Raw genomic sequence first — 16,089 nt, 5'->3', positions numbered from 1 at the left:
TCATTATATCAGTGTAAAGTGTACAAAAACACATTTTTTTCATTTTTTTTATTATTTTTTCTTAAAAAACGAAAAAAATGTTGGAATTTTCATAAAAACGTCAATTTCACAAAAAAACGAGCTGCTTTTTCATGGCAGTTTAACATTTATTATACAATTTAATTTATCGAATCTTAAAACAATACCTTTTAAAATCAAAAAAAACGTCACTCTAAGGCTTCTCATAAAGAGAATAGCTTCGAGTAACGTCTTTTATTCTTTGTGAAATTTCGTTCAAAAAAATAGTTACGGATAATAAGAAAATAAATTATAACTTTAATTTATTTTCTACGTCTTCTCAGACCTACTAATGCTAATAATGATACAAGCATACCACTACCTGCTAAAGCAAAACTTGATTTCTTCTCACCTGTTTGAGGTAAAGTTGTCTGTTTTGTATTTACTGTCGTGTTTGATTTATACGTTGCGTCATAGCTCGGACTATACGTTGAGTTATAACTTGGTTTATAAGTCGTATTATAGCTTGGTCTGTCTTTGGGTTTTGGTTCTGGTTTTGGTTCTGGTTCTGGTTTTGGCTCTGGTTTTGGCTCTGGTTTTGGCTCTGGTTTTGGTTCTGGATTTGGCTCTGGTTTTGGTTCTGGTTTTGGTTCTGGTTTTGGTGTCGGGATCCCAGGTTCAATTGGTGTCCACGGAATCTTTGGCTCTTCTGGATCCACAGGGATCCCCGGCTCAATCGGTGTCGGTTTTAATACAGGTTTACCTGGTTCTTCTGGTTCCTCAATCTCGCCTACTTCACCTGGTTCAACAGGCGCTTCACCTAATTCAGTATCATTGACATCAGAAGGTGTCCCTGGTTTGACAGGTTCTTCTAATTCTGTTTCCCATTTATCAATAGGATCTGGATCTTTGACTTCACCTGGTTCAATAATTTCTGATGGTCCAGGTACCATCTCTGATGGTTTATCCACCTCATTTGGAGCATCAATATCCCCTGGTCCTGTTGGACCTTCTGGTTTGATAATCTCAGACGGCTTGCCTTCTGGAGTACTTGGCCCACCCACTACTCCAGGTCCATTAATTTCTTCTGGATTTTCTGAAGGCAGTGGTGTAACCTCATGGATTTGACCAAGTTCTTCTAATTTTTCAGGTGTCTCTGGTGTTAACATCAATGATTTTAATGTTGGAGCGTCAGGTTCTCTTGTTTCTGTCACTGTTCCCACACTCATTTCGACCGGTTCAACACGATCAGGCAGGACTGGTTTATCTGGTACCTCTGGTATTACGATATTTTTCACTAGAGGTTCATTTAAATCAGAAGTCGACCCTTTTATATGTTCAATCCCTTTGAATTCATATTTGAATGTGACATCCAACGTATTATCTTCTGTGAACGAAGGCATGCCTTTAGGGGAAAATTGTTTTTGGTCCCACTCTGAACTTGAGTACAAAAATAATAAAACATACAGCTTGTCTTCTTCTGTCCACTCTCCTGTATGCCCCTTACCACCCCATTCTTCATAAATTGATAGGTCTCCTGACGCATCTAGCTCTTTCTTTGTCTCTAGTGCATTATCATAGTTATCTTTATTATTCTTTAATATCTCTAGGGTTTTAAAGATATTTGTTTTTTTATTCCCCTCATCCAGAGAGAATAAATTATCAAATAAGGTGCTCTTTAATGATTTATAGTATGTAGCAAATCTTGATTTACCGTTCATATCAAGTTCCATGAGCTTTTCTTCAGGTCCAAGTGCATTAATTTTTCTAATGGTGTCGTTATATCTCGCCACATCATCGTCTATCTTTTGCTTGATAGCAGTTGCCTGGCCATTGTATTTTTCAAACATAGCTCTAGCAGCATCTATATCATGAGCAGTAAGGTCCTGAACTTTGTGTACAATCTCGAAAGCCTCTTCTTTGGTTACCTGAGTAAATCCCTTACCTGCATATACAGAAATCTTCTCATATTCGGCAAGCATTGCATTAGATTCCGCTCTATAAGCTTCAATTAGTTTAGAGACGTCAATTTTAATACCCTTCATATCTTTAAGAAGTTCCTCAGCTTGTCTCTTTCTGTCTTTAGCCAGTTGGATACTGTCATGATTGTCTTGATAAATTTTTGAGGACTTTTCATACCACTTATTAGTAGCTTCCATAAACTGTGACAGACTTTCTAAATAACCAGGTTCAGTCAGAGCTTCTGAAGGTGAACCTTCTTCTTTTCCTTGAGACTTATCAAAGGCATTAAGAGCAGTTTGATAGTCAGTAACAGCTTTTACGATAGCTTCTTTAGCTATCGTTGCTTCTTTTACTAATTCTTCAAAGTGTGTATTAAACTTATCTCTTTCTGTTGTAATACCTGAGAGATTTTCACTCTCTTTGATTGGGTAAGTCAGCATGAACTCTTCTAATTCTTTAATTTTAGTTTGATTTGTTTTGACTACTTCTGAAGCCGTTTTATAGGCAGATTGAATTGTTTTAACATCTTCTGTCGCTTTCACCGCTTCATCATGCTCTTTTACTTTTTGTTCGTATTCTTTAGTAGCTGACTCGAATTCAGTTTTTAAGAGATTATACTGTTTCGTTACTTCTGTATACTTATTTTTTAATTTTTTAATCTCATCACCTAATCGTAATGCTTCTTTATCAGTAGCGTTAAACTCCTTATTAACTTCGTTATATCTTTCTAAGGTTTTATCGTAGGCCTCTTTAACACGTCTGTATTCTATTTCCATGTTTTTGTAATGCGCTGTGGCTTTTTCGACGATATCAAGTAATGAGTTATATCCCTTTTCAACTTCCTTATACTCTGTTTCGATTACTTCAAGCTCTTTTTCAGTCTTTTCTTTTTTTTCTGTTAACTCAGGTATTTGTCCCTGTATATCACCTAATTTTTTAGTGATTTCTTCGGATTTATCTAATGTTTCTTTATATAAATCATTTGTTTTTGTAAAATTATCAGCAACAACTTGACGTTTTTCTAATAAATCAGTTTTTGTTTTGTTTAAACCGCCAATTTTATTTTTTAATCCCGCTAACTTATCTTCGATTTTACCAGCCGCATCTGTCGCTTTTTTAAATTCTTCTTGTAACTCTTTTGACTTAGCAGAGGTTTTATTATAATTAGACTCAACGTCTAGGCGCTCTTTTGCAATTAAGCCGTACTCTTCATTTAAAGCATCACGCTCTGTTTTTAATTTATCATAAGAGCCAACTGTTGCATCATACTCTTTTTGTAATTTATCATACTCTGCCTTAACAGTTTCAAATTCTTCATTAGCCGTATCATACTTTTCTTTTATAATCTTATATTCTTTTTTAGTCGCGTCAGCTTTTACTTGTGTGTCATCAAAGACTTTAACCGTCTCATCATACTTAACTTGTAACTCATCATACAACTTCTCAGCATTTTCTAACTTAATTACCAATTGATCGTACTCGACTTGAGTTTCCTTAGCTACGGCTAGCGTCGACTCATATGTTCCTTTTACTTCTAAATATTTAGCCTGTGCCTCATTATATTGACCGCTAAGAACTTGGTAGTCTTTATTTAAGGTCTCATAAGCTTGTTTAACCGTTGTTTCTTGTGTCAAAATTTCTTGTTGCTTTTGCTTAGTTGCATTATACGTCACCATTAATTGTTCTAAATCAGCCATAGTCTTAGTGTATGCCGCTAAAACTTTTTTATAAGCCTCTGTATCAGTTTGACCTGTTTGTTCATACTCAGCCAATTGCTTCTTGTAAGCTTCAAGCTGAGAGTCATACGTTGCTTTTTGAGTATCATAAGAAGCTAAAGCTCCATTAATAGAGCTTAACTCCGTTGTAAAGCCATTTAATTGTTCTTGATAACTCTTTAGTTGCGTTTCATACGGTGCTTTTTTATCCTCAAAATCTTTTACAATAGCCTCGTATTCTTTCACACTTGCTTCATGTTTGTTTAATTGCTCATCTAAAGATGCTAATTTTTCTTTATAAGTTGTTAATCCTTTGCCATACTCAGCAATTTCCTCTTTAGTCTGTTTCATTTGGTTATCATACGCTACTTTTTGAGCCTTATAAGTTTCCAAATCCGTTTCATAGGCTGTTAATTTTTCACTATAGTTCTCAAGTTCAGCACGGTAATCTGTCGCTATTTTTTCATAGGCTGCTAATTTTGGTTTATAATCTGCTAGTTTGTCTTCTAATTTTTCTAAAGTAGGTTTGTAATCTTTTAATTGCTCTTCAAATTTATCTAATCTAGGCTTATACTCTTTTAATTTTCCATCGTATTCAGCTAATTGGGCTTTATAAGCTGTTAAGGCTTCATTGTATGCTGCTAATCCTTTTTTATACTCTACGACGGTTACTGTCTCATACTCATTCAATTCATTTTTGAACGCGGTATACTCTTCATTGTACTTATCTAAATCACCTTGATAAACGTTAAGCTTATTATCAAACTCCGTTAACTGCGCGTTATATGTATCCTTTTTTTCGTTATAAATTGCTAGCATTTCATCATACTTAGCTAATAAGCTCTCATACTCTTTTGAGTCTTTATTATATTTTGACAATAAGTCATCATAATCTTTTAATACCACTTTATAGTCAGCTAATTGCTTTTTATACTTCTCTAATCTACCTTGATACTCTTTAAGTTCAGGCTCATATTGCTTCACATAATTTGCATAAATATCAGCAAACTCACTATTATAAGTCGCTAATTCATTATCGTAAGTTGTTAACTCACTTTCGTAGCCCTCTTTTAATTTGTCATAAGCAGCTTGTTTCTCCGTAAGCTTTGTTAATTCACCATTTAAAGAATCTGTCATAAGTTTGTAATCCTCTTTAAGTGTATTAAACTTCTTAAGTTGCTCTTCATAACTACTTAAACTAAACCCATCTAATACTGGTGAAGAAACCACTAAACCTGATGCTTTAGTTTCTTCAATTGTTGCCGCACGTGCCAAAGCAGGAAGTGCCGGCGTCATAACATTAGCAATCGTAATTGCAGTCATACTACCTGTTATTAAATTACGTTTACTCCACTTTTTTATAATTTGTTTCTTTTTATCATTTCTCATGTAAACACCTCTTATATTATATAGTTTGACGAAATAAGTCTATTTTATTTATTTGTTTTTATCTGGTAATAGTTACATATTTATCAATAAGTTTTATCCTTCAATATTTCTTATGTAATATATAAAATAATACATTTATTGTCACTTAGGACCATTTTCAGATAACACTTTTACTTAATAAGACAAATTCCCTCATTATTATCTATTCTTATTATATCACCCTTATTTATGAACAATATTCATATTTTGTATTTTTAATAATAAATAATATAACACAAAACAAGACATATACATAAAATCATATCATTTTTTTTATATAATGCTAAAAACAGACTTTAGTTCATTTAATGTTCATTAATAATCAAAAGTGGTTATTTCAATATTTTGTATTATAAAGATACAAATTTATTTTTTATACATTTTTCTATGTATTCATACTTATTCGGATAAATGACATTTTTTTGACAATATTTTATCAAAAAAATACGATATTTTGATCACCTATAAAATAAAAACCATTATCCCAAAAATCAAAACCACCCTTTATTGAACGAAAATAGAAATACTTTTATAAAAAATAACACTCTTATCTCCTCGTGTTTTCAGAAAATTATTAATCTATAATTTCTAACCATTCTTTAATTTTTCTTGTTTTTTTCTAATAAACTACTAGTTTTACTTGATTCATAATCTTTAACTGTGCATCATTGGTCATCAATTCATCCCAAAATATTTTAAGTTGTTTTCAAAAACTGCTTTTTATAAGCAGAACTGTTATCTCTAAATTCAACCTACCCAAAAATATTTATTTTTTTACTACTATAATATATAATTCAACTGTAATAACAAAAAATTAAGGAGGCTTTTTCATGCCCAGATTTATATTTAAAAATATTCCAGTTGACGAGGTCAAAAAATTATCACAAGAACTTGTAGCAAAAAGTGCAGAAATTATCGACTGTCCAGAAGATTGGATTACTTTTGAACACATAGAGAATAAAATCTTTTTTCAACAAACAGAGGTAACTTCTGACAGTATCTTTCTTGAAATTAGTTGGTTCAAACGTAGCCAAGACGTACAAGATAAACTAGCAACCTACCTGTACAACACCTTAAACACAACCTATAATCAAGAAAAAGAAATCACTCTTATCTTCAATACGTTAGAAGAAGCAAACTACTATGAAGATGGTAAAAACTTTATCTAAAAAAAGCTCAACCCTTAAAAAGGTTGAGCTTTTACTATTATCTAGCTTAATCACGTTCTGGTTGATGAAAAATAACTAATAGAACAGAAAATAAAATTGAAAGCCACATAGCAATAGGTTGTCCATTCCACGAAGGAGATAACCACATTTTAAACCATTCCCCACCAATATCAATAAAACCAAAGAACCAAATAAGTAACGTGAATATAAACGTTAAGTAACCCCAAAGTTTCGCTTTAAAAAAGGCATCATTATCTTTATTTAAAGCTCTTAAGAGTCTAATTAACGCGTATACGCCAATAAAGAAGGTCGCTGTTTCAAAACAAATCAAAAGGGTATAGGCGGTCTTCCAAATCATTGGACTATCAAAATTACGCCAATCCACAACACTATTGACCGTATCCATTGACATCACATGCTTAACAAACTGAAAATTATCATCCCAAGCAAAAAATATATTATCAATAATAACAAAAAAAGTAAAAGAAGTTGGCATAAGGACAGTAAAAATCTTTAAGAGACGGTCGACTTTTCTTTCATTTAACACCATAATAAACTCTCCTCTCATTTACACACTCTTAGTGTACCACTAGATTACTTAATAAATTCCAGTTATAAAAACTTTATTTTGAACTACTTATTACTATTTTTTTACTACTCCTAACAAAAAAACCTCACCCAAAATAGGATGAGGTTAACAATCAAAATTGATTATTTATTTTTTAAGTTGTAGAAAGATTTAAGACCTTTATATTGAGCAGTATCGCCTAATTGATCTTCAATTCTTAATAATTGGTTGTATTTAGCAATACGGTCAGTACGGCTTAATGAACCAGTTTTGATTTGACCAGCATTTGTCGCAACAGCGATGTCAGCGATAGTCGCATCTTCAGTTTCACCAGAACGGTGAGAAACAACTGCAGTGTAGCCAGCTTCTTTAGCCATTTCGATAGCTTCAAAAGTTTCTGTTAAAGTACCGATTTGGTTAACTTTGATTAGGATTGAGTTAGCGATACCTTTTTCGATACCTTCAGCTAATTTAGTTGTGTTTGTTACGAATAAATCGTCACCAACTAATTGTACTTTGTCGCCTAATACTTCAGTTAATTTTTTGAAACCATCCCAGTCATTTTCATCTAATCCATCTTCGATTGAGATTAATGGGTATTTTTCGCAAAGGTCAGCATATAATGCAACCATTTCTTCAGTAGTTTTTTCGCCTTCGCCTGAATCAGCTAAAACGTAAACACCTTTTTCTTTATCGTAGAATTCTGATGAAGCAGCATCCATAGCTAATACTACGTCAGTTCCTGGTTTGTAGCCAGCAGCTTCGATAGCTTCCATGATTACTTCGAATCCTTCTTCGTTTGAACCTAAGTTAGGAGCAAATCCACCTTCGTCACCTACAGCTGTAGATAAACCTTTAGATTTAAGAATTTTAGCTAATGCGTGGAATACTTCAGCACCCATACGTAAAGCTTCTTTGAATGTTGGAGCGCCAACTGGCATAATCATGAATTCTTGGAAATCAATACTGTTATCAGCATGTGATCCACCGTTGATGATGTTCATCATTGGAGTTGGTAATACTTTAGTGTTGAATCCGCCTAAGTAGTGGTATAAAGGCATTTCTAAGAAGTCAGCAGCAGCGCGAGCACATGCAATTGACACACCTAAAATAGCGTTAGCACCTAATTTAGCTTTGTTTGGAGTACCGTCTAATTCGATCATTAATTTGTCGATATCCATTTGATCTCTAACATCGAAACCGATAAGAGCTTCAGCAATAACATTGTTTACGTTATCTACTGCTTGAGAAACACCTTTACCTAAGTAACGGTCTTTATCGCCATCACGTAATTCAACTGCTTCGTATTCACCAGTTGAAGCGCCTGAAGGAACCATTCCACGGCCGAAAGCTCCGCTTTCTGTGTAAACTTCTACTTCGATTGTTGGGTTACCACGTGAGTCTAGGACTTCGCGTGCGTATACGTCTGTAATAATTGACATGTTTGTGTCTCTCCTTTTGGGTTTTAAATTTATATCTAAATTGGAATAAGTCAGACTTACTCCAACATAGTTTACTACTCTATCATAAGCTTTTTTTACTAAACTTGCAATTTTTCACTGTTATTTTCAAGTGTTTTCAAGTTTATTTTTTAATTAATGATTCACCAGTCATTTCAGCTGGTTTTTCAACGCCTAATAAATCTAACATTGTTGGTGCTACGTCAGCTAAACGTCCGTCTGTACGTAATTCAACACCTTTTTTAGTAACAATCACAGGAACTGGCACAGTTGTATGTGCAGTATGTGGATTACCTTCTGGTGTTGACATTGTTTCAGAGTTACCGTGGTCAGCGAAGATAATCGCATAACCATCTTTAGCTAAGATACCATCTACAACACGACCTAAGTTTTCATCAACCGCTTCAATAGCTTTAATAGTCGGCTCTAACATACCAGAGTGACCAACCATATCAGGGTTAGCGAAGTTTAAGATGATAGCATCGAATTTATCGTTTTCGATATCAGCAACTAATGAATCCGTTACTTCATAAGCACTCATCTCAGGTTTTAAATCGTATGTTTCAACTTTAGGTGAGTTGATTAGTGTACGGCTTTCTCCTTCAAATTCCTCATTACGTCCACCATTCATAAAGAAAGTAACGTGAGGGTATTTTTCAGTTTCAGCAATACGTAATTGTTTTAAGCCATTGTTAGACAAGACTTCACCAATAACATTTTTCATTTCCATTGGAGGGTAAGCAACTTCTGCTACAATACTTGGATTGTATAATGTCATTGTTACAAACTTGATGTTTGCTAAATGATTTTTACGTTCAAAGTTATCCCATTCAACGTCAGTAAATGCATTTGATAATTGGATCGCACGGTCAGGACGGAAGTTAAAGAAGATAACAGCATCATTATCGCTAACTTTCGCTACAGGCTCTCCGTCTTTAACAATAACAGTCGGAATGAAGAATTCGTCATTAACGCCTTCAGCGTATGAAGCTTCGATAGCAGCTACTGGATCAGTTGCTTGATTACCTTCACCTAATACTAAAGCGTTGTATGCTTTTTCAACACGTTCCCAACGTTTGTCACGGTCCATTGCATAGAAACGACCTGATACAGTTGCAATTTCACCATAGTTTAATTCTTCCATTTTAGCAACTAATGCTTTCATGAAATCTAAACCAGATGTTGGCGCAACGTCACGGCCATCTAAGAATGCGTGTACGTATGTTTTCTTAACACCTTTTGCTTTAGCTGTTTCAAGTAAAGCATAAAGGTGATTTTGGTGACTGTGAACACCACCGTCAGATAATAACCCGAATAAATGAAGTGCAGAATCATTTTTAATAGCATGATCCATAGCATTAACTAATGCTTCATTTTCAGGGAATTCTCCGTCAGCGATTGATTTATCAATTCTTGTTAAGCTTTGATAAACAATACGTCCAGCCCCAATATTTGAATGACCTACTTCAGAGTTACCCATTTGGCCTTCTGGAAGACCTACGTCTAAACCAGCAGCTTTAAGCGAGCTAGTTGGAAACTCATTCCAGTAACGGTCGAAGTTTGGTTTGTTGGCTTGTGCCACAGCATTTCCGACAGTTTCGTCACGTAGACCAAAACCATCAAGAATGATGATTGCTACAGGTGCTTTACTCATACTATTTTACAGCCTCCAATAAAGCTAAGAATGAATCAGCTTCTAAAGCTGCTCCACCTACTAAAGCTCCATCAATATGTTCTTCAGCCATGTACTCTTTAATGTTTTCAGGTTTTACGCTACCGCCGTATTGAATACGTACTTTATCGGCAACTTCTTGACCAAATTTATTAGCAATTGTTTCACGAACAACGCCACATGTTTCGTTTGCATCAGCAGCTGATGATGATTTACCAGTACCGATAGCCCAGATTGGTTCGTAAGCTACAACTAAGTTAGCGACTTGCTCGTTAGTTAAACCATCTAATCCATTTTCAACTTGACCTTTAATCCATGCAGCTGTTTCGCCAGCTTCACGTTGTTCTAATGTTTCACCACAACATACGATTGGAGTCATGCCGTTAGCAATGATAGCTTTAGCTTTTTTGTTGATATCTTCATCAGTTTCGTGGAAGTACTCACGACGTTCTGAATGTCCGATAATAACATATTGTACACCTAAATCAGCAATTGCTGCAGGTGAGTTTTCACCAGTGAATGCACCAGCATTTTCGAAGTAGCAGTTTTGAGCTGAAACTTTTAATTCAGTTCCTTTAGCTGCTTCAGCTAAACTTTGTAAGAATAAAGCAGGTGATCCTACTACTGAATCTACTGCTGAGTTAGCAGGGATGTTATTTTTAACAGCTTCAACGAAAGCAATTGCTTCTGAAGCAGTTTTGTTCATTTTCCAGTTTCCGGCAATAATTGGTTTACGCATTTATATGATCTCCCTTTATATAGCCATAGCCCTAAAAGTTAAGATAACTTATAGGACAATGGTCTATTATTTAGTGTCGTTTACTTTTCAGTTAACGCAGTTAAACCTGGTAATTCTTTACCTTCTAATAATTCTAGAGAAGCTCCGCCACCAGTTGAAATCCATGAGAATTTATCAGCACGGCCTAAGTTGATTGCAGCAGCTGCTGAATCTCCTCCACCGATGATTGATGTTGCACCTTCTTGAGCTGCAATAGCATCCATAACTGAGATTGTTCCTTTAGCAAAATCTTCGTTTTCGAATACGCCCATAGGACCATTCCAAACAACAGTTTTAGCACCTTCGATTGTTTTTTCAAACAATTCGATAGATTTAGGACCGATATCTAAGCCTAAGAATCCTTTGTCTACAGCTTCACCTTCAGTTGCTTTAACTTCAGTGTAGCCAGCAAACGCGTTAGCTTCGATTGAATCTACTGGTAATACTAATTTATCGCCAGCTTTTTCGATTAATGTTTTAGCTAATTCTACTTTATCTAATTCAACTAATGAATCACCAATTTCGATACCTTTAGCAGCGAAGAATGTATAAGTCATTCCTCCACCAACGATAACTTTATCAGCTTTTTCGATTAAGTTTTCAATAACACCAATTTTATCTGATACTTTTGAACCACCTAAGATCGCTACGAATGGGCGAACTGGCGCTTCAACAGCTTCTTTGATAAATTTGATTTCATTTTCCATTAAGAAACCTGCTGCTGCTTGAGAAACGTTTGATGAAATACCAACGTTTGAAGCGTGAGCACGGTGAGCTGTTCCGAAAGCGTCATTGACAAAGATGTCATCGCCTAAAGAAGCCCAGTATTTTCCTAATTCAGAATCATTTTTAGATTCTTTTTTACCATCAACGTCTTCAAAACGTGTGTTTTCAACTAATAAAACGCCACCTTCTGGTAAGTTGTTGATTGCAGTTTCTAAAGCTTCTCCACGAGTTACGCCTGGTACGAAAACAACTTCTTTACCTAATTTATCAGATAATGCTTTCGCAACTGGTGCAAGTGATTTACCTTCTTTGTCAGCTTCTTCTTTAACACGACCTAAATGTGAGAATAAAATTGCTTTCCCACCCTCAGTAGTGATGTGTTGGATTGTTGGAAGTGCTGCTGAAATACGGTTATCATTTGTGATTACGCCATCTTTTAAAGGTACGTTGAAGTCCACACGAACTAAAACTTTTTTACCTTTTAAGGCTAAATCTTTAACAGTTAATTTTGCCATAGTTGTTTTCCTCCTCATGTCTATCATTGAAATAAAAAAGCGAGGAAGCGCGATGCTTCCCCGCCTTATGTAGTAAATTAATTACAATTCGTTAGAACAGTTAATTAACCTAATTTAGCAAAGTATTCTAAAGTACGAACTAATTGAGCAGTGTATGACATTTCGTTATCATACCAAGCAACAGTTTTAACTAATTGTTGATCGCCAACAGACATAACTTTAGTTTGTGTTTCGTCGAATAATGATCCGTAAGTCATACCTACGATATCTGAAGAAACGATTGGGTCAGCTGTGTAACCGTAAGATTCGTTAGCTGCTGCTTTCATAGCTGCATTAACTTCCTCAACTGTTACTTTTTTGTCTAAGATAGTTACTAATTCAGTTAATGAACCAGTTGCTACAGGAACACGTTGAGCTGCTCCGTCTAATTTACCGTTTAATTCTGGGATTACTAAGCCGATAGCTTTAGCAGCACCAGTTGTGTTAGGAATGATGTTTTCAGCTGCTGCACGGGCACGACGTAAGTCTCCGCCTTTGTGAGGAGCATCTAAAGTATTTTGGTCACCTGTGTAAGCGTGGATAGTTGTCATTAAACCTTCAACAACACCAAATTCTTTGTTTAAAACGTCAGCCATAGGAGCTAAACAGTTAGTAGTACATGAAGCACCTGAGATAACTGTTTCTTCACCTGTTAAGATGTCGTGGTTAGTATTGAATACTACTGTTGGTACGTCGTTTCCGCCTGGTGCTGAGATAACAACACGTTTAGCTCCACCTTGTAAGTGAGCTTCAGCTTTTTCTTTAGAAGTAAAGAATCCAGTACATTCTAAAACGATATCAACACCTAGCTCGCCCCATGGTAATTCTGCTGGGTTAGCATTAGCTAATGTTTTAACTTCTTTTCCGTTAACTAAGAAATGATCTTCTTTAACTTCAACTTCACCGTTGAAACGGCCTTGAGTTGTATCATATTTTAATAAGTGAGCTAATTGTTTAGCGTCTGTTAAATCGTTGATTGCTACTACTTCAATACCTTCTACTTCTTGGATACGACGGAAAGCTAAGCGTCCGATACGTCCAAATCCATTAATCCCTACTGTTACTGTCATGTGAGATTTCCTCCTTATGAAAATCAAAATTATTTTTATTTTAAAGAGTTTCCTCTTTTAAAATCTCATTTGCGGCACTTTCATCTGTAATGAGCCATGTTTGTTTCGGTGCATGTTTCATATAAGCTTTTATCGCACGGGATTTTTTAGCGCCACCTGCAACTGCTAGAATATAAGGAACTTTTTCCAAATCATCTAGTTGTAAGCCGATACGTGGAATCTTATAAACAACTTTTCCTTCTTTATCGAAGAAATAGCCAAATGACTCCCCAACTGCTCCAGATTCTTTTAACATCACAAATTCTTCTTCAGACATGCCTCTTCTTTCGGCCATGTGTAACGCTCGACCTATACTATGAATCACACACGTTGATTCATCAATCAATCCTAATACTTGTTGAACAAATGGTTCTTGTAAAAGTGATTGATACGTTTCTTTACTTACCCGTTCTGGTACGTAAAGCGGTCGTGATGTGCCACCTGTTTTAGCAGCCATCGTAGAACTGACTGAGTTCGCTTGAATACCAACCGACTCTCCAATCCCTCCGCGCGCTGGCACGAAAATATTGTTACTAAGTTTATGATCCAGGACGGTCATGTTTTCTGCAACTGCTGCCATCGTTGTGCCACCCATAACGGCAATGACATTCTCTTTATCTGGCAGTATCGTTCGAAGTGACTCTGAAACCATCAAACCAAAACTTGCTAGCACCTTGTCTTCTTCATCACTGTTACCAGCAACAATCACACATTTTTCAATGCCAAAGTAATCTGCAACTTGTCGTTCTTTTTGTTTCATTCCTGAATATTGGCCCATTAGCGATTCTAATCCTAACATCACGCTTTTACCTTTCGGGGTAATCGTCATGCCACTCTTAGAGGCATCAATAAGACCTAAGTTTTTAAGTAAGTCTGTTTCAGTCCGTAATACACGTTCTGTTAAACCTAATTTCAAAGCTAAGGTTCTTCTGCCAACAGGAGCCATCCAATCGATATTCTTTAAAACAAGATACCGTTCTTGTACGACTTGCATCGTATCCGGGGCAATTGCTTCAATTAATTCTAGTTGGTTTTCCATTACTATACTCCTTCATGGGACTTAAAACGACCCAGTGTGTCATTCAGCGACCCATCAACTTTAAAAAAAAGGGCGAAATCGAATCATTTGTTTAATAATTCGCTCTCAACTAACTTACACATATAGTTTAACACCCTTTTTAATTTTTAGCAAGAAAAAACAACAAGCCTTATTCAGACTTGTCGTTCTATATTATTCTTTGTGAAATAATCGGTTGTTACTTAAAAGTAAAAACAACCTAAAATTCTTTAATCATCAAACCGTTTACGTTTACTTGATGAGGCAATACCTAATGCATCACGATACTTTGCCACTGTTCTCCTAGAAATTTCTATTCCTTCTTCTCTTAAAAGGTCAACTAATTTCTGGTCTGATAATGGCTTAGCTTTATTTTCGTTTTTTATCAATTGATCAATCAACATTTTCGCATCTGAAGCAGATACATCCTCTCCACCTCTTTGATCATTTAATCCTGTTGTGAAGAATGAACGTAATTCAAAAATTCCAAAAGATGTCTCTAAATATTTGCCATTTACAGACCGACTAATTGTAGATTCGTGCACATTCAGCGCTTGCGCGATTTCTTTTAACATTAGCGGTTTTAATCGTTTGCCTTCTTCTAAGAAAAAGTCCCTTTGGCGATTTACAATCTCTATCCCCACTTTTAAAATAGTATCTCCACGTTGAGCAACACTTTTTTTTATCCATTCAAACTCTGCTTTTTTTTCTTTTAGGTAGGTATTAACCTCTTGGTCACCCGTTTGCTTCATTCTGTCAAAATACTGTTGTTGAAAATTAACTATAGGGAAAGCAGTACGCGTTGAACTGACTTCTAACCCATCTTCTATTTTTTTTACAATCAGATCTGGTCGAATGTATTGTTGGATAGTTTCACCATATGCAGCGCCTGGGTTAGGACTTAATAACTGAACAAAATCGTAGATTTCCTGGATAGCGGCTAAACTCACCTCGTATTTTTTTGCAATAATTTGCCATTTACGATTAGCAAAATTTTCAAACTCTTCTTCAATCACTAGATAAGCCAAGTTCGGAGCTTCATTATCTCTTTCTATTTGTAACAATAAACACTCCTGCAAGCTTCTAGCTGCTATTCCTGGTGGATCCAATTGTTGTAACAAGGTCAATGCATCTACAACTTGAATATACGAGACTCCAGTTGCGCTTGCAACGTCATTTAAATCTATCATCAAATATCCATTTACATCAATAAACTCTGCTAAATAGATCATTGTCTGTCTAATTGGAGTATCTCGATAATTCAAATGTATTTGCTCTAATAATGACTCAAATAAAGAAAGCGTGTTGTCTGGAATTTGATTCAAATAATTTGTTTCCTCTGTTTGATTTGATACCTTAGAAGATGTCTTTATCGGCTGTTCATAAAAATCTCCCTCAACTACCACGTCAATTAACGGGTTTTCTAACGCTTTATTTTCTAAAAAATGTTGAAGTTCATCCGAATTATATTGCAACATTTGAATGGATTGTTGCATTTGCTGAGTCATAGCCATTTTTTGAGTTTGAGATTGTTTTTGGGTCATCCCTTGTGATAATTTCATACTGATCTCCTTTCAGTAAATTAATATACGTGATTCTTGTTCTCTATAAATCCTTGCTATTTCATTTAATATTCGCTAAAATGGTCACTGTACTTGCACCCTTAGTGTAGTGGATATCACACAAGATTCCGGTTCTTGAGACAGGGGTTCGATTCCCTTAGGGTGTATTTTTATTATAATAGTAAAAACTAGTCGACTCATGCCGGCTAGTTTTTTATGTTTCATAATGTTATTTTAACACAAAGTTAGCATTTCCCCTACTTTTACTCTCAACTTACTACTTTCGTTAAACAGGTATTATTTAGGTCTTTTTTTTCGATTTATTGTTTAGT

Annotated in this window: 10 protein-coding genes and 1 tRNA gene; 2 read left to right on the top strand and 9 right to left on the bottom strand. The window is 35.3% G+C overall.

All coding sequences use genetic code 11. The features are described 5' to 3' along the window. Positions 1-320: 320 nt before the first annotated feature. Positions 321-5,063 carry an LPXTG cell wall anchor domain-containing protein gene (locus CBF31_RS00315; protein WP_126829819.1) on the bottom strand — a complete coding sequence of 1,581 codons (4,743 nt, stop codon included), beginning with the start codon at positions 5,061-5,063 and terminating at the stop codon, positions 321-323. Positions 5,064-5,932: 869 nt separating this feature from the next. Here CBF31_RS00315 and CBF31_RS00310 point away from each other — a divergent pair. Continuing rightward, positions 5,933-6,271: a DUF1904 family protein gene (locus CBF31_RS00310; protein WP_126829817.1), complete on the top strand. Its 339-nt coding sequence runs from the start codon at positions 5,933-5,935 to the stop codon at positions 6,269-6,271. 46 nt (positions 6,272-6,317) lie between these two features. On the opposite strand, the gene CBF31_RS00305 is transcribed toward CBF31_RS00310, so the two are convergent. The 8 genes from CBF31_RS00305 to rpoN all read right to left on the bottom strand — a co-directional run bounded on the left by CBF31_RS00305 (position 6,318) and on the right by rpoN (position 15,757). Further along, on the bottom strand, positions 6,318-6,821 hold the full coding sequence (locus CBF31_RS00305) for a DUF2165 domain-containing protein (protein WP_170167824.1): 504 nt from the start codon (positions 6,819-6,821) through the stop codon (positions 6,318-6,320). Positions 6,822-6,982: 161 nt separating this feature from the next. Continuing rightward, entirely contained in the window at positions 6,983-8,281 is a 1,299-nt protein-coding gene (gene eno / locus CBF31_RS00300) for a phosphopyruvate hydratase (RefSeq protein ID WP_126829813.1), read from the bottom strand. A gap of 142 nt (positions 8,282-8,423) precedes the next feature. Further along, positions 8,424-9,953, bottom strand: coding sequence for a 2,3-bisphosphoglycerate-independent phosphoglycerate mutase (gpmI, locus tag CBF31_RS00295; RefSeq protein ID WP_126829811.1), 1,530 nt, complete (start codon positions 9,951-9,953; stop codon positions 8,424-8,426). 1 nt (position 9,954) lies between these two features. Then, on the bottom strand, positions 9,955-10,710 hold the full coding sequence (gene tpiA, locus CBF31_RS00290; RefSeq protein ID WP_126829809.1) for a triose-phosphate isomerase: 756 nt from the start codon (positions 10,708-10,710) through the stop codon (positions 9,955-9,957). A gap of 80 nt (positions 10,711-10,790) precedes the next feature. Beyond that, positions 10,791-11,990, bottom strand: a complete 1,200-nt coding sequence (locus tag CBF31_RS00285) for a phosphoglycerate kinase (RefSeq protein ID WP_126829807.1) — start codon at positions 11,988-11,990, stop codon at positions 10,791-10,793. Between the two features lie 104 nt (positions 11,991-12,094). Continuing rightward, the gene (gene gap / locus CBF31_RS00280; protein ID WP_126829805.1) at positions 12,095-13,099 is read right to left on the bottom strand and encodes a type I glyceraldehyde-3-phosphate dehydrogenase; all 1,005 of its coding nucleotides are present in this window, start codon (positions 13,097-13,099) and stop codon (positions 12,095-12,097) included. Between the two features lie 40 nt (positions 13,100-13,139). Further along, positions 13,140-14,177 carry a sugar-binding transcriptional regulator gene (locus tag CBF31_RS00275; protein ID WP_126829803.1) on the bottom strand — a complete coding sequence of 346 codons (1,038 nt, stop codon included), beginning with the start codon at positions 14,175-14,177 and terminating at the stop codon, positions 13,140-13,142. Positions 14,178-14,425: 248 nt separating this feature from the next. Further along, positions 14,426-15,757, bottom strand: coding sequence for an RNA polymerase factor sigma-54 (gene rpoN, locus CBF31_RS00270; RefSeq protein WP_126829801.1), 1,332 nt, complete (start codon positions 15,755-15,757; stop codon positions 14,426-14,428). Positions 15,758-15,852: 95 nt separating this feature from the next. On the opposite strand from rpoN, the gene CBF31_RS00265 reads away from it, so the two are divergent. After that, positions 15,853-15,924, top strand: a tRNA-Arg gene (locus CBF31_RS00265). Positions 15,925-16,089 lie beyond the last annotated feature (165 nt).

The sequence above is a fragment of the Vagococcus fessus genome (assembly GCF_003987565.1).
Lineage (GTDB): Bacteria > Bacillota > Bacilli > Lactobacillales > Vagococcaceae > Vagococcus_D > Vagococcus_D fessus.
The sequence above is the reverse complement of the archived record's forward strand: the minus strand, read 5'-3'. Positions and strand labels throughout refer to the sequence as shown.

Coding starts and splice junctions, on each gene's coding strand:
- CBF31_RS00315 (WP_126829819.1), bottom strand. CDS start 5,063: ATGAGAAATGATAAAAAGAAACAAATTATAAAAAAGTGGAGTAAACGT.
- CBF31_RS00310 (WP_126829817.1), top strand. CDS start 5,933: ATGCCCAGATTTATATTTAAAAATATTCCAGTTGACGAGGTCAAAAAA.
- CBF31_RS00305 (WP_170167824.1), bottom strand. CDS start 6,821: ATGGTGTTAAATGAAAGAAAAGTCGACCGTCTCTTAAAGATTTTTACT.
- eno (WP_126829813.1), bottom strand. CDS start 8,281: ATGTCAATTATTACAGACGTATACGCACGCGAAGTCCTAGACTCACGT.
- gpmI (WP_126829811.1), bottom strand. CDS start 9,953: ATGAGTAAAGCACCTGTAGCAATCATCATTCTTGATGGTTTTGGTCTA.
- tpiA (WP_126829809.1), bottom strand. CDS start 10,710: ATGCGTAAACCAATTATTGCCGGAAACTGGAAAATGAACAAAACTGCT.
- CBF31_RS00285 (WP_126829807.1), bottom strand. CDS start 11,990: ATGGCAAAATTAACTGTTAAAGATTTAGCCTTAAAAGGTAAAAAAGTT.
- gap (WP_126829805.1), bottom strand. CDS start 13,099: ATGACAGTAACAGTAGGGATTAATGGATTTGGACGTATCGGACGCTTA.
- CBF31_RS00275 (WP_126829803.1), bottom strand. CDS start 14,177: ATGGAAAACCAACTAGAATTAATTGAAGCAATTGCCCCGGATACGATG.
- rpoN (WP_126829801.1), bottom strand. CDS start 15,757: ATGAAATTATCACAAGGGATGACCCAAAAACAATCTCAAACTCAAAAA.